Raw genomic sequence first — 19,720 nt, forward strand, 5'->3', positions numbered from 1 at the left:
GGCGGGGCCGCGCGCGCCGGACCGGTCACCGGTCCGGTCCCGCCGACGGCGCCGCCGGTGTTGCGGCTGGGGTTGCGCGGCCCTGGTGGAGCGCGGGCGTCGGTGCAGCTCAGGTGCCTGTTCGGGCGTGGTCGGGGTGCTGACATCCCCTCTGCGCCTACTCCTGTGCCCTGAACCTGGTGAAAGTGATCGGTGGGTGCAGGTCGGTTGGCGGGCGAGGGGAGCCGGGCGGGGTGGTTCCGTTGCGCGCGACGGCAGGGGCCGCGCGCCGCCGGGCAGACAAGCTCCCCGCCGTTCCCCTGCTGGGTGATCTTGTGGGTGCGGCCGTGACCGGCCTGCCCAGGGCGGGAGTTGACCCGTGTATGCACCCGATCCGACGTCTGCTCACCATGGCCGCCGTCGCCGTCGCCGTCGTCCTGGTGACTGTCCTGTCTGCCGCGCCGCCGGCACCCGCTGCTCCGTCCGCGGCGGCGCCGTGTACGTCGACGTGGACCGCCGTCCAGCGGGTGGCGGTGCGCAGGCCTGCGTGGAACGAGGGTCCGGTGGCGACGACGCGTTCGCCGATCGTGCGCTACCTGCGCAAGGGCGAGCGGGTGCCGTCGTGCGTGGTCGGAGTCGGCCGGAGCGGCTGGTCGCAGTACCGGGAGTGCGGCGGCGGCAGCCTGTGGCGGATCGTGCCCGGAGGCCAGGTGCCGGCCGGATGCCTGCGCCGCGCATGACCACACAGACACCCCCGGCACACCGCGACCGCCGCCAGGACCTGCTCCAGGACCAGGCACTCGCGCTCACCCTCGCCGCCCTGCTCCTGACCGGCACCGCCCTGCTCGCATCCTGCTGGATCGGCCCCCTGACTACATTCGCAGTGGTGGCGGTCCTGGTCGTCGTCGCCTACGCCGCGCCCGGCCTCGCCCGCCGCCTGGCCATCCGGCGCGCGGTCCGCGAACTGCTGCGCAGCCTGCCCGGCGCGTGAGCGACGGCACGGTCTGCACGGGACATCCGGGAACGCGAAAGGGCCGCCCCGGCGGGCGGCCCTTTCGGCAGAAGTTCCAACGTGCCTGAAGAATGGCTCGGTTGGGGGATCAAGTCAAAATCCGCGGTCACAGCCGCGCCGTGACCGGTCAGGCGACGTCGATGCCGAGTTCGGTGTCCGGGCGGCAGGCGGTGCAGGCGGCGAAGCCCCGGGGGTCGTTCACGAGCACCTGGCGGGCGAGCCCGGCATCGAGAGGCCGGCTGCTCGTGAATCCCCTGGTGCAGGCGCTGGTGTGCACGAGCGCGGCGCTCGATGGCTTCGCGGGCCGTTCCATGATGAAGCGGGTCGGCATGAGACCCGCGAGCTGCGGAGGGGCGGCGGGACGGTCGGCAGCCGGCGGGCGCTTGGGAGCCGATATCGCGGGGCGAGGGATCGCTCTGCGCTCGGCACGGGAGAGGGCCGCCTGGACGGCGCCGCGCTGGAGGCGCAGGTAGGTGGCGACGGCGTCGGTGTCGGCGAGCTGTTTGTCGAGGTGCGCCAGGATCGCGCGCAGGCGCGGCGGATCAGGCGGCAACTCGTTCATGCGTTCGATTCTAGCGGCTGAGCCTCCGCCTGCCGATGACGCGGACGTCTGTGTTCCGTGACAGCGAACATAGAGCGAGTGACGTCGGAGTTTGAACGATGGAGAACCGCCCACGGTCGTCACATCCACAGCACGCCGTCGTCCTCATGCTCGCGCACACGGAACGCCATCATCTGGCGTAGCAGGTCACCCGGCACGGGCTGGCCGTACGGGAGCTTGACCGAGCCCTTGCCGGTGGCGAAGTCGGCGAGATCAGCATCGAACGCCTCCCGGGTGCTGGGCGTGAACACGATATTGGCGTGCTTGGTGTGGCCGTTGAGCGTGAACAGGATCGTCCCTGACGGGTGCACCCACGCGGGATGACTCCACTTGATCGCCTCGATCGCTTCGGGGACCGTGTCGTGGGCTAGCGCCCGCACCTGCTCAAGTATGTCGAGGCCCTGCCCGTCGAAGCCGTCCATGTACTCGTCGATCGTCTGTGGCTTTCCCATGGCGCCAGTCTGGCACTGCCCGCCCGAACGCACCGGCGAGCATTCGATGGCACGACCTCAAGGTTCGCTGTCACAGGACAGTCTGTCCCGGCACAGTGGCCGCCTCGCGCATGTCGTACGTCGTCCCGTGCAGGGCGCCGTCCCAGGGCCGCCCGCTGGGGATGGTTTCGTATGGGCTGACCGTAGAGGCCGGCGGGGCCGCCTTGCGGGTTCGCCGCCGCTTCCGCCCAGTACGTGGGTGTGGCTGGACGGAAGCGGTGCGGTCCCCTCCGGGTAGTTCTTGAGCACGAGGGGTCCGCGTGGCCTTCCAGACAGGAAGGTGCGGCACCTGGAAGGCGCCCGTTCTCCATGGTGCGCAATCCATCGAGTGTCGCAACAAGAAGTACGGTTCCGCCATCAAAAAGGTTCATTCCGCCATGATTTGCTGGATCTCGTGGTCGGTATGGAGTACCAGCCGTAGTTCTAGGCGTAGTCCGTCGGTGGTCTTCTGTGACCATCAGGTCCCTTGAGTTGGCGAAGTGCCTTTGTTCCGCATTTTCCTGATCTCGTTGAGGGCGTACGCCCGGCGCAAGCATGCTGTGGTCCTGCTTCTCCGAGGCGCGTGAGCACCGCCTCGGAGAGGCCCTTTCAGACGCTTGCCTCCTAGGGAAGGTGACATGACAAGCACGCTGGTGACGGCTGTCGTCTTGATGACGGTGGTCCTCACGCAGGGCACGGGCAGGTCCGTGCCGGGACAGCTCACGGCGGTGGCCGTGCTTCAGTTCCCATCGCTGAGGCTTCGTGTCCGTCAGACCGCGTTCGCGCGTCGTGGCACGGTGGCCCGGCGAGGCGCGTCGGCAGGATCGTGTGCGGCACGGGCCACGAGTGGGGAGCCGTCGCGGTGACGCCGCTCGTCCCTCAGCAGCCTGCGGGGGAACCTCCGCATCGCCGCGGCCGGCCTCCGGAGCCGATCTGCGAGAGCGCCGGCCTGATGCACCGAACCTGGCTGGGACCGGTACGCAGCCGGTTCGCCGCGAGCGGGCTGACCCTGGACGACCTCGTGGGCCGTTCCGGGTACTCCAAGACCCGCCTGTCCGAGCTGTTACGCGGCAAGGGCTACTACCCAGGCTGGGAGATGACCTACAGCGTGGTGCGGGTACTGAATCTTCCCGTGGCTCCGCTGCGCCGGCTGTGGCAGATGGCCGCAGCGGAAGCCGAGAAAGACGCCACGTGGATCAAGAACCGCATCCTTGACGTCCAGTCCGGTGACCCAGACGACCAGCCAGTCGCACACGTTGGCCTGGCCCAGGCCATGCGCCAGCCCTACACCGCCTACGCCCAGTCCTTCCTCCAGGCCGGCCCGCGCGCCATGCAGGCGGTGACCGAGACCTTCGACATCCTCTGGGTCACCTGGGACGAAGCGACCGCCAGCCCCCACACGCCCCGCTACGCCTGGGAGCTGCTGCGCTCCCGCGTCCTGGCCCGCGCGGCCCGCCGCCCCGGCGGATACCCGGATCTCCGCGCGGCTGCGTTTTGCACCACGGCCCCGTACGAGGCATCCGACCTGGTGGAACAACTGGCTCAGGTCGACGTCTTCGCCAGGTTCTTCGACGCGATCGCTCGCCTGCCTGCAGACCAGCGGGACATCACCGTCCTGCGTTACCTGTGCGGCATCGACGCCGATGCCGTCCCGGGCATCGTCGGCCTGTCCCCGGCCGTCACCCACACTCTGGACCATCACGCCCGATGGGCTCTGAAGGAACTCTTCCCCGATACCGAACCCCAGGAGTGATTCCCCCGCCATGAGCACTGTCGACGACCTCCTCGCCCGGTCGCTGCTGCACCACCCCCACGTCCCCTCCGACGTCGTCCCCTACAACGACCACGCCGAGGACGATCTCCTGCCCTGGGCCGGCTACTGGCCGGATGAGGCGGACGACAGTGCTGCCGCCCGACTTGCCGCGCTGTGCGAGGCGGTCGTCACCCACTCCACCTCCGAGAAACTCGCCGACTTCCTCACCGACCAGGTCCCCGAACCCCGCACCGCCCGGATCCTGGGCTGCGCCCTGCAAGTTGCCGGCGCCGACATCGGCGCTCGCTTCTGGTGGCAGTACGCCGCCGGCGCCGACGACACCGTCTCCGCCTACTGCCTCTACCTCCACCACCTCGCCCAGGGCGATACTCACGCCGCCGCCCTGTGGCACGGCCAAGCCGGCGACTACGCACCACCCGAGGACTCCACCGACCCCTACCAAGACGCCCCCGCCTACCGGATGATGACGCCCGACACCAGCCTGGTGACGGTCCTGCGCATCCTCAGCCACCTCACTCATGCCACCCCCCGCCCCCACACCCCCACCACCCGGGCACTCATCCAGTTTGTTGCCCGCGCCGTCACCACCGGATACGTCCTGCACCCTGACTGCGAGATCCCGGTACCCGGCACACGCTTCGCCGAACGACTTGGGAACGCCGTCGCTGCAGCCTCCAGCAGCACTGACTGCACCTGGCCCACGGGCGAAGCCGAGCCTGCCGAAGAATTGCCGAACCGGCTGCCCTCGAATCCCGGCACCAGAGGCCTGCCCGCCCCGCCGCCTGCAAAGGCCCCGGAACACCTGGACGTCGAAGTCACCGCCGCCAGCCACGAAACCGCACTGGCCGACGGATTCTTCGAGAAGGCCGCCGCCGTCTGCTGGAAAACAGCCACCGCAGCCGACACCCCCGACACCCGCAGCAACCGCCGGTCATACCGGCTGCGCCGCTTCGTCCAGACATACGCACCCGCACCGTCGGGATTCAACAGCATCAGAGCGGCTGCACCGTCCGTCGCTGCCTCCGCGTGTTTCCACCGCCTGTAGCCGGTCCGACAAGCGAAAGGCAGATCCGAACAGGACCAAGGAGGGGAGCCCCGTCTCGGTTCCGAGGCCACCGGCCGGGCGGGCTCCCCGCCACGACGACATCCGAAAAGAGCGCTTGCCATGCACCTCAGCCACCGCCCGCCTCTGCCGGGCAACACCCCCCACCCCCTCGCCCCGATACAGCTGGCCTGCATCGCGCCCGCTGACCTGGCCGAGTTCTTATGCGGCGCCAGTTACGAGATCTTGGCTATCGGCATCAGCCTGATCGTCACGACTTGCGACAGTGCCTGCTGCAATGCGCCCCGGTCCGCCCCACCAACGAGCCCCCCGACCGAGCCAGCCTGGTTGAGCAGCCATATGGAGGCGGCGCGCCAGGCCGCCAGGCCTTGCGGCAGCGATTTCACGCGGCTCCGACACTCCTAGACCGACGGCCACGAACAAGAAGGCGGCCCACACCCCCTGTTCGCCCCGCTAGGGACGGGTTCTGGCCCTCCAGGGGCTGTTGGACGACTCTCTGCATGAGCATGTAGCCGGGGGTCGGCGACACTCGCGGTGGACATGAATGCTGTCGGGGATGAGGGTGGAGCTGGTCTTCGACCCGTTCGACCTGACCGACATCGAGGTGAGGGCATCGGGCAAGGCCCTGGGCAAGGCGGTCCCACACCACGTCGGCCGCCATGCCCACCCCAAGGCGAGCCCGGAGACACCGGCCGAGCCGGCGCCGCCGACCGGGATCGACTACCTCAAGATCCTCGATGAGGCGCACACCGCGAACACCGCCAAGGGCACCAACTACTCGTCCCTTATGGACGATTCACGGGGCCGGCAGTGAAGCCGACCCGGGCCGAGGAACTGTACTTCGACCCCGAACCCGACCTGTTCATGCTCACGCCCCGCGAACTGGCCGACCGGGCCGTGGCCCTGACCGAGGGCAGCTGCCACCGGGCCGACCACGACGCCGGCACCCTCGACACTCCCGCCGTTCGCACCGCTTTCCGCGCGGTCCGTCTCGCCATCCGGCTCGGCCGGCGGGCCGCGGCCGACGAATCGGTCGAACTGGCCGCCGCCCAGGCGGAGTTCTGCCCCTGCCCCAGGAGGATTCCATGATCGACCGCGTCCAGGGCTACTACGGATTCACCCGCGTCCCCTTCGGCAGGGACCTGGCCCCCTCCATGCTCCACCAGCACAACTCCCACCGGGAGGCCGCCGCCCGCATCGCCTGGTGCATCAACAACCGGGCGATCGGCGTGGTCACCGGCGAGGTCGGCGCGGGCAAGAGCGTCGCCCTCAAGGGCGCCGTCGCCTCGCTCGATCCGGCCCGCTTCACCGTGATCTACCAGCCCAACCCCGGGGTCGGCATGCGCGGCCTCTACGACCGGATCGTCACCAGCCTGGGCGGCACTCCGAAATACCAGTCCGCCGCTCTCGCAGCTCAGGCGTCCGCCGCGCTGGCCGCCGAGGTCGATGAACGCGGACGCACCCCCGCAGTCGTGATCGACGAGTCGCACCTCCTGGACCACCACGAGCTGGACGCGATCCGCATGCTCACCAACTACGAGATGGACTCCACGACGCCGTTCGCGGTGCTGCTGATCGGCCAGCCGGCCCTGCGCAAGCGGATGAAGCACGGCATCCTGGCGGCCCTGGACCAGCGGATCGCGATCAGCTACCAGATGCCGACCATGAGCAAGGAGGAGACCGCCAGCTACATCAAGCACCACCTGACGATCGCCGGCCGATCCGACCCGCTGTTCTCCGACGATGCCGTCGACCTGATCCACCTCACCAGCCGCGGCCTGCCCCGCTCGGTCAACAACATCGCCCTGCAGTCCCTCATCGCCGCGTTCGCCGACGAGAAGAGCATCGTGGACGAGTCCTCCACCCGCCTCGCCATCACCGAGACACACGCGACGGACTGAAGGGCGCCCGGCCGATCAGACGGCAGCGGCCCGCAGATCTGCGGCCGTCAGCAGCGACAACAGTCCGATGCCCTCGGCGGCGAGGGCATCGGCTCCGCCTTGCTCACGGTCGATCACGCACAGAGCCTCCTGCACCTGAGCCCCCAGACCCCGCAGGTCCGCGGTCGACAGCACGATCTGTCCACCGCTGGTGACCACATCCTCAACGACCAGCACCCGACGGCCTTCGACGTCGGCGCCCTCGGCGAGACGGCAGGTGCCATACGGCTTGGCCTGCTTGCGCACGAAAGCGCAGGGGAGCCCCGTGTGTCGGCCGAGTGCGGTCACCACCGGGATGCCGCCCATCTCCAGGCCGGCCAGGACCTCGGTGCCCGGCGGCACCAGCGGAACCATCTCCCGGGCGATCTCGTCCAGCAGGACCGGGTCGCCCTCGAACCGGTACTTGTCGAAGTACTCCGTGGCAGTACGGCCGGACCGAAGCGTGAATTGCCCGGTCAGATGGGAAGCGGCATGGATACGGCGAGCAAGATCAGAGTGAGTCACAGGCAGCCAGTCTCCCAGCAACGCCTCCCAGCCAAGACACCGGCTCTCTCCACGACACCGTGAACACGAAGCCGACACCGTGAACACCAAGAACCCCTGCGGCCTGCGGCCGCAGGGGTCATTTCACGCCCGCACGTCATCAACGACAGTGACGCCGTCATGCTCATCCAGCGCGTCGCGCAACACTTCAGAGCTGCCGCTGCCACTACAAGGGTCCAGAGCGTGGGCAGGTGGCTTTGTTCACGAGAACGGGCGGCGCGATGGTGTTCCTCGCGGCGCGGAGGTCGCGGCCGCAGGGCGGCCTGATGCCGCCGCCCGGCGTGGCAGGGCGTCAGCAGCCGATGAAGCATTCCGTCACCTCGCGAACCGCACGCCGTCGGTAGCCCTCTTCGGGTGGGGGTACGCCGGGTGCGCGTCCGCGCGCCCCACCCCGCGCGCTACGGCGCCGGCCGGGTAGGGCAGCATCTGGGCAGCCGTTGCCAGACTATGAGGGGCTGTCATGCCATTCACCCGCCGCGCCACGATGACCGTGGTGCTGTCCTGCCTGCTGCTCGCGGGCTGCAAGTCCGCCTCGCTGGGCGGCTCGGCGCCGTCGGGGACCACGAGCGCGCCGGGAGCGACCTCGGGGGCGGCGTCTGGGGCGAACGGAGCGGGCCGGGCGATCGCGGTGGGGGCCGGCCCGCAGAAGAAGTACACGGTGCAGCAGCAGCCGGCCGCCGGGTCGTGCCACTACCGGTACGAGAAGGGTGAACCTCTGGAGGACCCGGCGTGCACGCCGGGCGCGATCTCTCCGGCCGTCACCCAGGCGAACCTGGCGTCGACGATCTGCCGCAAGGGCGGCTACACCTCCGGGGTGCGCCCTTCCACCTACGTGACGGGCAAGGAGAAGAAGCTGAACGCGGCCTCCTACGGGTTCACAGGGAGCATGCGGGACGCCGAGTACGACCACTTGATCAGCCTTCAACTCGGCGGCGACCCCAACGACTACCGCAATCTGTGGGTAGAGCCGACCGACCCCGGCCACAAGAAGGGCTCCGGGGTGAACAACCGCAAGGACCCGGTGGAGACGAAGCTGCACACCGCGGTCTGCGCCGGGAAGGTCTCTCTGACGGCTGCGCAGAAAGCCATCGTCACCGACTGGACCACGGCACTCAGCACCCTCGGCCTCGACTGAACCGCACACCGGCACCAGTCCTTGTCCACCCGGCGCCCGTGCTGCCCACCGGGTCATGGGCGTCTACAGGACCCCTTGAGTGCCTGTGTCACATCCTCTTTCCGCAGGTCCCGGTGTCCTGGAGGTGGGTGGTGATCGGGTTTGCCGTTCGGTTCAGCGTCGATGGACGCCGAACCGAACGGCAGCCGGAGGGATCGTCAGGCGGCTGCGGCGAGGGGAGCTGGGACTGCGTCGTTCGGTGATTTCGTCGGGTGAGGGGCGGGTCATGAGGGTGATGAAGGCCCACTGGAGGCGTGCTTCGGCGTGGGACGTGAGGCGTTCATAGTCCCGCGCGTTGCGGCGGGCCCGCAGCGTCCACGAATTCGGCGGCTCAACCGCTCAGCGCTTGGGCAGCAAGACGAAATGCCGTCACGTCGCGGAACGGACCCCGTGTCACCAGCACGCCGCGGAACGGACCCCGCGTCACCAGCACTGCAGCAGGCAGTCACTCTCGGATTCGGATAGCCAAACCCCTCATGCGCATGTCAGAGTTTCACACCTCGAATCACCATTCATGCAGGCAGGAAACATGAACGAGTCCTGTCTTTAATATTCCATGGCTTTCCGTTCGGCTGCCGTTCCAGCACGCTTGCGCCGTCGCTGATCTCCACAACCCAAGGAGACCCATATGCAGCTGCGCGCAAGACTGTTGACCATAGCCGCGGCCCTGGCGGCGATCCCGCTCACGGTCCTCGGCCCCGCCGTGGCCTCCCCCGCCGCGGCCTCGCAGAGCGTCAAGGCGCCGGCCCACTCCTGCGCCACCGCCAAGGCCGGGTTCGCGGCGTGCAAGGCCATCGTCCGCACCGACCTCACCTCCCTGAAGTCGGTCGCCCCGAACGCCACGCCCTCCGGCTACGGACCCTCCAGTCTGCAGTCCGCGTACAACCTGCCGTCCAGCACGGCCGGTTCGGGCCGGACGGTCGCGATCGTCGACGCGTACGACGACCCGACCGCCGAGGCCGACCTGGGCGTCTACCGCAGCCAGTTCGGGCTGCCGGCCTGCACCACGGCTAACGGCTGCTTCAAGAAGATCGACCAGAACGGCGGCACCAAATACCCCCGCAGCAACGGCGGCTGGGCCCAGGAGATCTCGCTCGACGTCGACATGGTCTCCGCGATCTGCCCCAACTGCCACATCCTCCTGGTGGAGGCCAGCTCCGCGTCCTTCGCCAATCTGGGCGCCGCGGTGAACCGTGCGGCGGCCACCTCCGGCGTGGTGGCGATCAGCAACAGCTACGGCGGCTCCGACGCCTCCGACGCCACCTACGGCTCGTACTACAACCACCCGGGCATCGCGGTGACCGCCAGCTCCGGTGACAGCGGCTACGGCGCGAGCTACCCGGCCTCCTCGCACTACGTCACCGCCGTCGGCGGTACCCACCTCACCACCTCGACCAGTAGCCGCGGCTGGGCCGAGACCGCGTGGAGCGGCGCCGGCAGCGGCTGCTCCGCGTACAACGCCGCGCTCAGCGGCGCCGCCTCCTTCGGCACCGGCTGCGCCAACCGAGCCGAGGCGGACGTCTCCGCGGTCGCCGACCCCGCCACCGGCGTGGCCGTCTACGACAGCACCGCGTACCAGGGCCTGTCCGGCTGGCTGGTCTTCGGCGGCACCAGCGTGTCGTCCCCGATCATCGCCTCGGTCTACGGGCTGGCCGGCAACACCGGCTCGATCGACAACAACTACCCCTACACACACGCGACGTCGCTCTACGACGTGACCTCCGGCAGCAACGGCAGCTGCCCGACCACCCAGTGGTGCAACGCCCGCGCCGGCTGGGACGGCCCCACCGGCCTCGGCACCCCGAACGGCACCGGCGCCTTCTGACCCGCCGCACCTCTCGCACCGACTACCGGGCCGCAGGCGGCTTCCCGCCCGCGGCCCGGCAGCTTTTTCACATCCAATGACGGCTATACCCAGGACGGGTCTCAAGGAGTTCCCAAACCCCTTGCCCGGGGTTCCGTCAGCTCCAGTCGAGCCCCCTTCGGCGCAGCAAGGCTCTGGGCGCACTTGTCATGTAGGCCTCAGGCTCAGCTTCTGAGTCTCCGCACCGGCTGAGCGTCTCTCCGGTGATGTGCGGGCTCCTGCTGGATCACCGGACCAGGGGGCAGGGTGCCGTCGAGGTGCTCGGCGAACCCTTCGCCTGGGACCGCATTCTTCGAGGCAACTCCCAAGCGAAACCGGGGATTTAGGCAAGGCTCACCCATGCCCTGGTAAGGAAAAGGTGCAGGTCACGAGAAGTTCACCGTCCACGTCTACCCGCATAGACCCGGCCGGTGCTGTCATTCCGTCAGCCGCCCGGAACCTCGCCTCCGGGCCAAAATCGGGAGACCGCCACATGCGACCTCTGCACCGCGTCACCGCCACCACCACCGCCCTCGGCATGGCCGCCGCAGGCCTCATCATCGCGGTGACCGGCACCGCGCACGCCTCCACTTGTTCCCAGTCCTACCTGCCGCTGCCCGACTCGTCCTGCACGCCCGGCTCGTACAACCCCGACGTCACCCAGTCGAACATCCACAGCACCATCTGCGTGTCCGGCTGGACCGACACCGTCCGGCCGTCCACGTCCTACACCAACCCCCTCAAGGCGCAAGGCATCATCGACTACGGCTACTCCGACACCAACATGTCGGACTACGAGGAGGACCACCTCGTGCCGCTGGAGCTCGGCGGTGCGCCCCGCGACCCCGGCAACCTGTGGCCCGAGCCGCACTACGGCACGAAGACCGCCTACACCAAGGATGGCACCGAGACCAAGCTGAAAAATGCCGTCTGCAACGGCACCATCACCCTCTCCGCCGCCCGCAGCGCCATCAAAAACAACTGGACCACCGCGCTCCAGGTCACCGGCATCGGCTGACTTCCAGCAAGGTCGTAGACCCCGCCGGGTGATCGACCCCAAGGGATCGGCTGCGCGCATGCGACGAGGGAGCCCAACATCGTTGTCTGAAGACAGAGGTGGGCTCCCTCGCCACCGTAGCGGGGTTGAGGGCAGGGTGATGGTCTCGCCCGGCGCGCGGTGTACGGGCTGGTGTGCGGCCGCGGGTGTGGCCGGGGTGGCGTGGGCGGTGGTGGGGGTGAGCAGGGCGAGCGGCGCTAACAGCGCGGTGATCAGGGCGTGTCGGGTGCGGGCGATGCGCACAGCGCGGGTCTCCGTTCCGAAGATCACGAACAGGGCTGTGATCTTCGTAGCGGCCCCTTCGGCTTCCTGTGTGCCGGTTGGTGGGTGGATTCACCCGGCCGGCGAAGTAGTCACACCATCAACCGGTCGGCCAGGCCAACAGGGCCGCGTTGAGGGCCGGTCGGGGGCCGGCCTGACCGATGGCGTGACTGCTGGCGCGCTCGTCGACCGGGCGGGCCCTGGTCGCCTCGTGCATCTGCTTCAGTCCGGCGACGTGGGCGGCGCAGGGGAGCGGTTGGTGGCGTGCTCCGGAGCGTGTTGGCGGGGCTGTCTGCGAGATGAGGCGGGGGGCGCTCGGTGAGCGCGTAGGCGCACGCCCGGCGGCTGGGGGCGGCTGACAATGTGACGCACGTTACTCTGGGTGCCCGGTTGATCATTTTCTGTGCTCGGTACGTCAGGTCCGGACGCAACCAAACGTCAACCTGTCGGCTGTGTAACAAACCTGACGGGCCGAAAGATCCCGGGCGGTTTTGAGGTCGGCGGCCGGAGTGGCGGGAGTGCGGGCAGGGGATGGCGGAACATGGCATTGTGGATCAGTCGACATTCGGAAATATGGCCGCCCGCACCCGCTGATTGATGTCCGATATTCCGCCGCGGCCGGAGGCGGCGGAATTATCTATGCAACGTGCATTCCGGTTTGATGTTGTCCGCCGGAATGCGCGATGCGGATTCCGAGGATATGGGGTGCCCGTGCGAGGGTCGCACGGGCGGCCGACCGCGGGGCGCCGGTGTTGCGTCTGCTGATCGGGTTTGTTGATTCCTGAACGGCGATAATCATTTGATCGCGCTCTCACGACCTCCGGGGCGGCGGAGCGTCTCGCTCCAGGGTGCACAAAAGGGACGATCTCCATGCGGTCGCGGGGCGCCGCCTTGACAAGACCAACGGCATGTGATGGACATGTCAAACCCCCGCAGGTGGGGGGTTTCCAGCGCTAGTTACTGCGGTAGAGACCATCCGACGGTGGATCGGGAGTGACCTTAGTGCGGTCGGTGGTGTTTACTGGACACCGGTCTGATCCCGGTGGGTCCGGACCCTTTCCGGGAGGTCCTGGGGGTGGTGCCCCGGGGCCTCCCGTTTTTTGCTGCGCGTTTACATGTGAGCCAGTTGGTGCCCGTCTGAGGGATTTTTTCCACGGCCTGGCATGAATATCTGCATGCGATTGCGGGTGATTCATGAAAACGAAGATGAAGGATTTATGCCGCCGGCCTCCGGGTGGCCGGTAACAATCCCCCGTGCATAGGGGTTTGTTGCCTTACCAAACGCCCTCACCGCACCTCCAAAAACGCGGGTAGCTCTTGTGTCTCGGCGAGGGGTAGCGTTATCCCGTCTCGCGTCGCTCCACCCCGCCCGGACCCACACCACCCGGGCACGCATCACCTCCCGGAGAGGCGAAGGACCCACCACCGGGGACCCCGCTGCACAGCGGGGTCCCCAAACGATCAAACCGAATAGAGAAGAGCACCATGGCCACCGCCAACTCACGCGGCGCCGTACCCCCGTGCCCTCGCGGACACCACGCCGTGCCGTCCGCGATGCCGCGCCGCCACCAGGCCCAAGGACGCGACCGCACCGGCACATGTCCCGCCGCCGCGGCCCGGACGGGAGTGTGACGATGCCTCCCGCCCTGGACACCTCACGGCCCACCGACCTCCTGCACGCCCACAAGGGCAAGCCTGAGGGAAGCTTCCTGCACCACCTGCACGAGCGCTCCGCGGACACCTGGTACCAGCTGCTCCAGGCCGGCCTGCGCAGCCGCACCTTCGCCCGTGACGAACTGTTGCCCATGGGGGCCGACGACCCGTTCGTCTACATCATTCTCGAAGGCGTCGTACGCCAGGACCGCTACCCGCTGGGCACCGGCATCGGCATCCCGACCGTCACCCGCTTCAGGGCAGCCGGCGAACTGGTCGGCGAGGCCGCCCTCATCCAGCCCGGCTCCCGCGTCGACACCCGCTGCCTGACCACCACGGTCGTCATCCCCTGCGGCGCCCGGCGCTTCAACACCCTCACCGAACGCCGCCTGTACGAGGCACGCCTCGCAGTGCTCCACAGCCTCGAAGACCGCAACCGCACCGACGAAGTCGTCTACGGGATGTCCATCCGCCCGCCCCTGGAGCGCGTCAGCAGACTCCTGGCCCACCTCGCCGACACCGCCGGCGTCCCCGACCCCCGAACATCCCGCTCCACCGTCATCACCGGCCCGGGCCAGAAAGACATCGCCGCAGCCCTCCAGCTCGCCGTCTCCACCACCGAGAACGCGCTGCGCACCCTGCGCCACCACGGCGTCATCGAAGCCCGCTACCGCCAGTTCGTCGTCCGCGACGTCGAAGGCCTGCGCCACTTCGTCGGGGCCTGACACCACCCCCGACGCCACTCCGGACCCACCCCCCCGTCTGCCGCGCCGCACACCCGTCCCGGGAGCGGCGCGCCCGTGAACGGACCACCATGACCACGATGCACGGCACCCCGCTGGCGCTTGGCACCAGCGGCGGCAGCCTCGCGGCGAGTATCGGATTCTCCTTCCTCATGGGAGCACTCGCCCTCTACACCCTCCTGCACCACCAGGAGGTCTTCGCCTGGATGAAGCAGATCCGCACCACCGACGCGGCCAACACCGCCTACGACGAACCCGACCAGTGGCTCGCCGACCTCTACAAGGCCCAGTGCCGCAGGGCGAAGAAGCCCAGCCGCCCCGAGGACCTGGAAGACATCTCCCAGACCGGCGACATGATCCGCGGCATCGCCGACCACATCGACGCCATCCGCCCCGAACTCGGCAAGGTCGTCGAACGCGTCGACGACTACCTCAACACGGCCCTGCCCGCCCCAACCCCTGCCCTCAAGGTGTCCTTCCCGGACCACCAGGCCCAGCTCGTCCAGGCCATGAAGCAGGAAGCCGCCCGCGCCGAACTGGCCCACGCCATCTCCACCGCCCGGCAGAAGATCACCCTGCTCCGCCGCGGCTGACCACCCAAGAAGGTCGGCCACCGCGGGCGGCACACACCACCGCCCGCTTCAGACCATCTCCCGAGCGGCACCGGATCCGTCGCCACGGCCAGCACGAAGCTGGTCCGGATCCGGTGCCGTGCCGCTGCCCCGCCTCTCGCCCTGGCGCACTGAAACGCGCGTGCCGACGAGCCGGCCGGGTGAAGATGCCGAAGCAGCGAAGCCCTTGCCGCGGTGCTCCCAGGCGCAGTGACCGGTGGGACAACTGCGGTTCTGCGAGGCGCCTCTGTGCGAGCTGCGCAGTCTCCATGAGGATGGCCGCCGGCCGTTTCGCGCGCGAGCGTTTCATTCTGCTGCCACCCGGGCATCGCAAGTGCTGTAATAGCTACAGCGCTTAAGACTCAGGGGGTACAGCACCGATGCATCGCCTTCAGCCGCTCGCCAACGGCCTGCACACCGACCATCCCGTCCCGGGCCTGCCGTTCGTCGACGACAACCACATCCCGGTCGGCGACCCCGTCGCCGTCGAAGCCGTCGGCCGTCACGACGAAGGAAGCACCTGGGGCCGCTGGGACAGGGACCGTGACACCGACGGCGCCTGGCTCGCCTTCACCACCGACCCGATCCGCCAGGACCTGGCCTGGGTCCTGCGCCACCACCCCGAACACGGCCGGACGGTCCTCCTCGTCCGCGACGAGGACGCCTCGCCCTGGCACAGCAACTGGTGGGGACCCCAACTGCTGTTCCGCCAGGGCGGCTACTGGTGGGACGGCACCACCTGGTACCGGCCCGACCAGGTATGGGACGCCCCCGGCGAGCGCTTCGAGGGCCGGCCTGTCAAAGCCGCGACCACCATCACCGCCGCCGACCTCCTCGACGACAACGCCCATCCCGACGGCGGCCGCCTGCTGAAAGTCGCCAACTTCGACCGGGAAGCCCCGCCCCCCGACCCGTGGAACGACCACCTGGCCCTGTGGGCCTCCCGCCGGCCGGGCGACGCCCTGCCGCTGGACCAGTGCGTGGTCCGTCTCTCCGCACCCGAACTCGCCGCCGACCAGCTCATCGGCGCACCCGAGATGGCCAGGACCGGCGGCATCGCAGCCTCCACCCTGCGCGCCTACATCGCCCGTGACCAGCGCGACGTCCCCCCGCCCCAGGCGGTCATCAACGGCCGCAGCCTGTGGTCGCGCGCGGTGGCCGCCGACTGGGCGGAGGAACGCGACCGCTCACCCGAGAACGCGGCCGCCAAACTCAGCTCCCCAGATGACGATCTCTCCATCGGCCTCTCAGAACTCCGGCAGCGGCTGGCCCGCCGGTTCCTGGGCACCCTGTGGGAACGGCCGGACTGGCGCAAGCGCTGGGCACTGCGTTTCCGCACCGAGAGCGCCGTGCACGAGATCGCGGACGACCTGGCCCTGGGCGTGGCCACCGACACCGACAGCATCATCAACCACAACGACCTGGCGGCGACCGTCCGGCACGCCTTCCTCGACGAGTTCGCCAGCGGCAAGGAACTCGACGAAGCCACCAAAGACACCGGACCTACGATCTTCTACGGCGTCACCACGCCCGTGGTGAACATGCTCGACTGGCTGATCCGCCACCACCCCCGTTCCGCGTACCACGCCATCGCGGAGATCATCGGAGAGGCGGAGCGCCGCATGGGCATCCCGCGGGACGTCAGCGCAGAGTCCATCCGTACCGCACTCGGACTCGACAGCAAGCTGCCCCGACAGGTCCGGCTCGACTTCCTTGAGCGTGCCCTTCCCCTCAGGTCCCATTAACCACTGGTGACGGTGTTGGCTCTCCCACGCCATGGAAGAGCCAGCTGGGGAGAGGGATGTTTGGCCGTCTGTTTCTGTTGTGCGGGGTGTGGTTGTGGTGGGGACAGTGTCCCCGGGCCTCACCTATTGCCTATGAGGAAGATCGTTCGGCTGATGGCTCATGGAGCCTTTCGCCGCGTAGGCGACCGCCCTTCACAATCACACGCACATCCGCTGCCCGTCCCAGAATCCAGGGGCGGGCAGCGTCGTGTCCGAACCCGCCGGCTACCAGCGCATGCCGAGCGCATCCAGCGCCGTACGCCGCTCCGGGCTCAGCTTCCCGGCCCTGCGGCGGGTGTTGTCGAGCCACGCCCCGAGCTTGTGTTCGACACCGTTCACGATCTCTACCGCCTTGCGGGGCACGATCAGGTGCCCCTCCCGTGCGTGGTACTGCCGGGCGGCGGTGAGGTTCGCGGCCCACCGGGCGTCCTGCGTGCGGGGCGCGCCCGCGGCCGGTGCCCCGTCCTCGGCGGCGGGCTCGATCCCCACCGACTCCAGGAGCCACTGCTGCGTGGGCATGAGGTTGTCCCATCCGGCCCGCTGGCCGGTGACCCACACCCCGAGGTCTTCGCCCTGGACGATGAGTTCACCGGGTCCGGACGGGAGTGCGCCGCCGGCTTTCACATGAGCGAGCACGAGCCGCAGGCAGCGTTGCCAGGAGATGTCCCACCCCGGGCACCATCCCGGGTCCAGGTCGGCCAGAGCCTCCATACGGGCCTGTGACAGCTCTCCGGCATAGGAGACGCCCGTTTCCCCGGCAGCGCGCCGTTCGGCGTTCTCAGCCGCCTTGCGAGCCGCTGCGCGCTGGTTCTTCAACCAGACACCGATGGGGAAGTTGTCTCCGCCCCACACCGCCGTGGTCGGCGGGAGCAGATGCCCGTGCACTGCGGCGTACGACCGCGCGACGGCGAGGCCGGTCTCCCACGCGGACGCCTGCACCGACCACACCATCCCGAGCGTCTCCAGCTGCTCCACGCGGGAGGCCTCCAGCGTTCCGGCCGCGTAGTACCGCCGCTGATCCGCAATCCACACCCCGAGCGGATGGCCGCCGACCGCGCCCCAGTCCTCCGGCGTGACGTACGTGTACGGGACGCGCAGCTCGGTGTTGCCGGTCTCGCGCAGCCAACGGGTGGCGGCTTCGATCCCGCGCCGCCAGTACGCAACTTCGGGGTCGATGACCCGCAGCCGGACGAACTGCGCGAGGGCGGCCGGGTCGCGTTCCTCGCTGAACCTGAGCACACCGGCCGCCGCCGCACCGACCCGGTCGACGACGGCCTCCTCCTGGCCGTCGTCGCCGTCGTCGTCCCGCTCCAACTCGCCGTCCACGGCGGCCGGACGGGCGTTGCGGACCCGGGGATCGGCGAGCGCCTCGATCGTCTCCGTGTCGTGCGCGCGGAGCGCCCCGAGGATCTTCGCGAGGGTCCCGTACGCATCCGAGGTGAGCAGTTCGTTCGCATCCTCGCCTTCCCCGAGGAATACCGGAACGATCAGAGTGGCGAGTTTCCCGACCCCCGGCCGCATCCGCAGAGCACGCCCGACCATCTGCACGATATCCACCATCGAGCCACGCGCATCCGCGAAAAGAACCGCGTCACATTCGGCCGTGTCGACGCCCTCACCCAGAACACGCACCGACGAAAGGACACGCAGTTCCGCGCGCACATTCCGGCCCTCAAAACCGCCACCCCCGAGGAAATCGGACGCGAATTCCTCCAGCACACGGTGGCGGTGCGCAGGTGCGTGCTCGCCGTACAGCCACTGCGCCCACACCTGCTCGGCCGGCGGGAACGTCTCCGGGTCGTCTGCGGCGAGCCGGGCCGCCGTCACCGGCACGGCAGCCGCCATCGCCTCCGCCTCACCGACCCGGCTGTGAAACGACAACACACGCCGGAACCGCTCCGCAACGGCCGCGCGCATCAGCCCGGTCTGCACGGCCGCCAGCCGGGCCCCGCGTACCGCGTCGGAGCCGGTCGCCTCCGTGGTGAGCACGGCGTAGAGGTCGGGGTCACGGATGTCCAGGCACAGCACCTGATACGGCGCCACCAAACCGAGCCGGATCGCCTCGGACAACTTCAGCTTGTACGCCACCGGCCCGAACACCGGCGAGTCCTCATCCATGGAGGCGACCAGCCGCGGGCGGTCCCCGCCGGCCTCCCACACCCGCGCCGTCGCGGTCATGTACAGCCGCCGCACCGCCGGGACTTGGGCCTGGTCGTGCACGGCCGCCCACGGCTTCCCGGCATCACCGCTGACCCGGTGGGCTTCGTCCACGACCATCAGATCCCACACCGGCAGACCCGCAGCATGAGCCCGCTGCAGCGTCCCCATACCCACCGACGCGTACGTCGCGAACACCGTGACCGTCTCGGGGCCGGCCGTCCACGCAATCAGCTCATCCGGATCCGTCGTACACGGCACACCCTGACTGTCCGCACCCCGCAGCGAACACACCCCGACCATCGCCCCGCGACGGCCACCCGCACGCCACGCGGCAGCCATCTGCAACAGCAGATCCAACGTCGGCACCAACACCAGCACCCGGCGCGCTGAAAGACGATTCGCCGACTCCACACCGATCAGGGTTTTACCGGATCCTGTAGCGGCGATGACCTGAGTCCGCAACCCCTCGGACAGGATTCCCTTTCCTGGCTGCTCCGAGAGATTCCGGAGCACCGAATCCACCGCCTCAACCTGATGCGGACGCAATTCCATGTGAGCCACAAGACCTCGCAATCTCAGAGTTCGGAGAGGTGGGTATGGAGTTAGCCCAAAACTGATCCAGGCTCGAAAATGACGCTACGCCAGAGCCGTAAGTCACGGGACATATTGAGTTCGAATCACCTGCGCCTCGGCGAGCGAGCGCAACCATGCCATCATCCCAGAACCAAGCTCAAAGAAGAAGTGACGCACAAGATTTGAACGGAAGTCACCGGAACCGATCCACGCCAGAATTGACGGAGCATCACCTGAGGTCGACGAGTCTGCCACTGGCGACACCCGCGGCCTTGCTGCCGCAGCTTTCGCCTGACTGCGGAGCAGTCAGGCCCCAGACCAGCGCGGAGCGTTGGTCTGACAGGGCGGGCACGGAGTGCCTGCCCGGTCCTGGACGGAGTCCGGGACCCCTCCGCCGGCGGAGCCGGCGGGTCCGGCGCGCAGCGCCGGTAAGTGTCGCGTAGCGACACCGCGTCGTGTCTGCGTAGCAGACCGCGCGC

At 68.8% G+C, this 19,720-nt stretch carries 17 protein-coding genes; 13 read left to right on the top strand and 4 right to left on the bottom strand.

Going from position 1 to position 19,720, the window contains the following annotated elements; all coding sequences use genetic code 11:
* The first annotated feature begins 362 nt into the window (after positions 1–362).
* Positions 363–719, top strand: a complete 357-nt coding sequence (locus tag ACZ4O3_RS40505; protein ID WP_467727292.1) for a hypothetical protein — start codon at positions 363–365, stop codon at positions 717–719.
* Positions 716–970: a hypothetical protein gene (locus tag ACZ4O3_RS40510; RefSeq protein ID WP_467727294.1), complete on the top strand. Its 255-nt coding sequence runs from the start codon at positions 716–718 to the stop codon at positions 968–970. The genes ACZ4O3_RS40505 and ACZ4O3_RS40510 overlap by 4 nt, the downstream gene beginning before the upstream one ends.
* 148 nt (positions 971–1,118) lie before the next feature.
* On the opposite strand, the gene ACZ4O3_RS40515 is transcribed toward ACZ4O3_RS40510, so the two are convergent.
* Together ACZ4O3_RS40515 and ACZ4O3_RS40520 are read right to left on the bottom strand one after the other, a co-directional pair.
* On the bottom strand, positions 1,119–1,553 hold the full coding sequence (locus ACZ4O3_RS40515) for a DUF6233 domain-containing protein (protein ID WP_467727296.1): 435 nt from the start codon (positions 1,551–1,553) through the stop codon (positions 1,119–1,121).
* Positions 1,554–1,672: 119 nt separating this feature from the next.
* Positions 1,673–2,044, bottom strand: a complete 372-nt coding sequence (locus ACZ4O3_RS40520; RefSeq protein WP_467727297.1) for an iron chaperone — start codon at positions 2,042–2,044, stop codon at positions 1,673–1,675.
* A gap of 970 nt (positions 2,045–3,014) precedes the next feature.
* Between ACZ4O3_RS40520 and ACZ4O3_RS40525 the strand changes: the two genes are divergently transcribed.
* The 5 genes from ACZ4O3_RS40525 (at position 3,015) to ACZ4O3_RS40545 (ending at position 6,800) form a co-directional block, all read left to right on the top strand.
* Entirely contained in the window at positions 3,015–3,815 is an 801-nt protein-coding gene (locus tag ACZ4O3_RS40525) for an XRE family transcriptional regulator (RefSeq protein WP_467727299.1), read from the top strand.
* Between the two features lie 10 nt (positions 3,816–3,825).
* A complete protein-coding gene (locus ACZ4O3_RS40530) occupies positions 3,826–4,881 on the top strand; it encodes a hypothetical protein (RefSeq protein ID WP_467727301.1) in 1,056 nt (351 codons plus the stop codon).
* A gap of 574 nt (positions 4,882–5,455) precedes the next feature.
* Positions 5,456–5,713 (top strand): hypothetical protein, encoded by a 258-nt coding sequence (locus ACZ4O3_RS40535; protein WP_467727302.1) that lies wholly within the window; start codon positions 5,456–5,458, stop codon positions 5,711–5,713.
* A complete protein-coding gene (locus ACZ4O3_RS40540; protein WP_467727304.1) occupies positions 5,710–5,988 on the top strand; it encodes a hypothetical protein in 279 nt (92 codons plus the stop codon). The genes ACZ4O3_RS40535 and ACZ4O3_RS40540 overlap by 4 nt, the downstream gene beginning before the upstream one ends.
* Positions 5,985–6,800, top strand: a complete 816-nt coding sequence (locus ACZ4O3_RS40545; RefSeq protein WP_467727306.1) for an ExeA family protein — start codon at positions 5,985–5,987, stop codon at positions 6,798–6,800. Before ACZ4O3_RS40540 ends, ACZ4O3_RS40545 begins: the two co-directional genes overlap by 4 nt.
* A gap of 15 nt (positions 6,801–6,815) precedes the next feature.
* On the opposite strand, the gene pyrE is transcribed toward ACZ4O3_RS40545, so the two are convergent.
* Entirely contained in the window at positions 6,816–7,343 is a 528-nt protein-coding gene (gene pyrE / locus ACZ4O3_RS40550; RefSeq protein ID WP_467727307.1) for an orotate phosphoribosyltransferase, read from the bottom strand.
* Between the two features lie 499 nt (positions 7,344–7,842).
* Here pyrE and ACZ4O3_RS40555 point away from each other — a divergent pair, with 499 nt between their 5' ends.
* The 6 genes from ACZ4O3_RS40555 to ACZ4O3_RS40580 all read left to right on the top strand — a co-directional run bounded on the left by ACZ4O3_RS40555 (position 7,843) and on the right by ACZ4O3_RS40580 (position 16,469).
* A complete protein-coding gene (locus ACZ4O3_RS40555) occupies positions 7,843–8,517 on the top strand; it encodes a hypothetical protein (RefSeq protein WP_467727309.1) in 675 nt (224 codons plus the stop codon).
* Between the two features lie 667 nt (positions 8,518–9,184).
* The gene (locus ACZ4O3_RS40560; RefSeq protein ID WP_467727310.1) at positions 9,185–10,381 is read left to right on the top strand and encodes a S53 family peptidase; all 1,197 of its coding nucleotides are present in this window, start codon (positions 9,185–9,187) and stop codon (positions 10,379–10,381) included.
* A gap of 511 nt (positions 10,382–10,892) precedes the next feature.
* Entirely contained in the window at positions 10,893–11,417 is a 525-nt protein-coding gene (locus tag ACZ4O3_RS40565) for a hypothetical protein (RefSeq protein WP_467727312.1), read from the top strand.
* A gap of 1,934 nt (positions 11,418–13,351) precedes the next feature.
* Positions 13,352–14,095, top strand: a complete 744-nt coding sequence (locus tag ACZ4O3_RS40570; protein WP_467727314.1) for a Crp/Fnr family transcriptional regulator — start codon at positions 13,352–13,354, stop codon at positions 14,093–14,095.
* An 89-nt stretch (positions 14,096–14,184) separates the two neighbouring features.
* The gene (locus tag ACZ4O3_RS40575) at positions 14,185–14,706 is read left to right on the top strand and encodes a hypothetical protein (RefSeq protein ID WP_467727315.1); all 522 of its coding nucleotides are present in this window, start codon (positions 14,185–14,187) and stop codon (positions 14,704–14,706) included.
* A 398-nt stretch (positions 14,707–15,104) separates the two neighbouring features.
* A complete protein-coding gene (locus ACZ4O3_RS40580; RefSeq protein WP_467727316.1) occupies positions 15,105–16,469 on the top strand; it encodes a hypothetical protein in 1,365 nt (454 codons plus the stop codon).
* A 264-nt stretch (positions 16,470–16,733) separates the two neighbouring features.
* Here ACZ4O3_RS40580 and ACZ4O3_RS40585 read toward each other — a convergent pair whose 3' ends face one another.
* On the bottom strand, positions 16,734–19,220 hold the full coding sequence (locus tag ACZ4O3_RS40585) for a helicase associated domain-containing protein (RefSeq protein WP_467727318.1): 2,487 nt from the start codon (positions 19,218–19,220) through the stop codon (positions 16,734–16,736).
* Between the last annotated feature and the right edge of the window lie 500 nt (positions 19,221–19,720).

The sequence above is a fragment of the Streptomyces sp. NPDC026515 genome (assembly GCF_055567595.1).

Coding starts and splice junctions, on each gene's coding strand:
- ACZ4O3_RS40505 (WP_467727292.1), top strand. CDS start 363: ATGCACCCGATCCGACGTCTGCTCACCATGGCCGCCGTCGCCGTCGCC.
- ACZ4O3_RS40510 (WP_467727294.1), top strand. CDS start 716: ATGACCACACAGACACCCCCGGCACACCGCGACCGCCGCCAGGACCTG.
- ACZ4O3_RS40515 (WP_467727296.1), bottom strand. CDS start 1,553: ATGAACGAGTTGCCGCCTGATCCGCCGCGCCTGCGCGCGATCCTGGCG.
- ACZ4O3_RS40520 (WP_467727297.1), bottom strand. CDS start 2,044: ATGGGAAAGCCACAGACGATCGACGAGTACATGGACGGCTTCGACGGG.
- ACZ4O3_RS40525 (WP_467727299.1), top strand. CDS start 3,015: ATGCACCGAACCTGGCTGGGACCGGTACGCAGCCGGTTCGCCGCGAGC.
- ACZ4O3_RS40530 (WP_467727301.1), top strand. CDS start 3,826: ATGAGCACTGTCGACGACCTCCTCGCCCGGTCGCTGCTGCACCACCCC.
- ACZ4O3_RS40535 (WP_467727302.1), top strand. CDS start 5,456: ATGAGGGTGGAGCTGGTCTTCGACCCGTTCGACCTGACCGACATCGAG.
- ACZ4O3_RS40545 (WP_467727306.1), top strand. CDS start 5,985: ATGATCGACCGCGTCCAGGGCTACTACGGATTCACCCGCGTCCCCTTC.
- ACZ4O3_RS40555 (WP_467727309.1), top strand. CDS start 7,843: ATGCCATTCACCCGCCGCGCCACGATGACCGTGGTGCTGTCCTGCCTG.
- ACZ4O3_RS40560 (WP_467727310.1), top strand. CDS start 9,185: ATGCAGCTGCGCGCAAGACTGTTGACCATAGCCGCGGCCCTGGCGGCG.
- ACZ4O3_RS40565 (WP_467727312.1), top strand. CDS start 10,893: ATGCGACCTCTGCACCGCGTCACCGCCACCACCACCGCCCTCGGCATG.
- ACZ4O3_RS40570 (WP_467727314.1), top strand. CDS start 13,352: ATGCCTCCCGCCCTGGACACCTCACGGCCCACCGACCTCCTGCACGCC.
- ACZ4O3_RS40575 (WP_467727315.1), top strand. CDS start 14,185: ATGACCACGATGCACGGCACCCCGCTGGCGCTTGGCACCAGCGGCGGC.
- ACZ4O3_RS40580 (WP_467727316.1), top strand. CDS start 15,105: ATGCATCGCCTTCAGCCGCTCGCCAACGGCCTGCACACCGACCATCCC.
- ACZ4O3_RS40585 (WP_467727318.1), bottom strand. CDS start 19,220: ATGGAATTGCGTCCGCATCAGGTTGAGGCGGTGGATTCGGTGCTCCGG.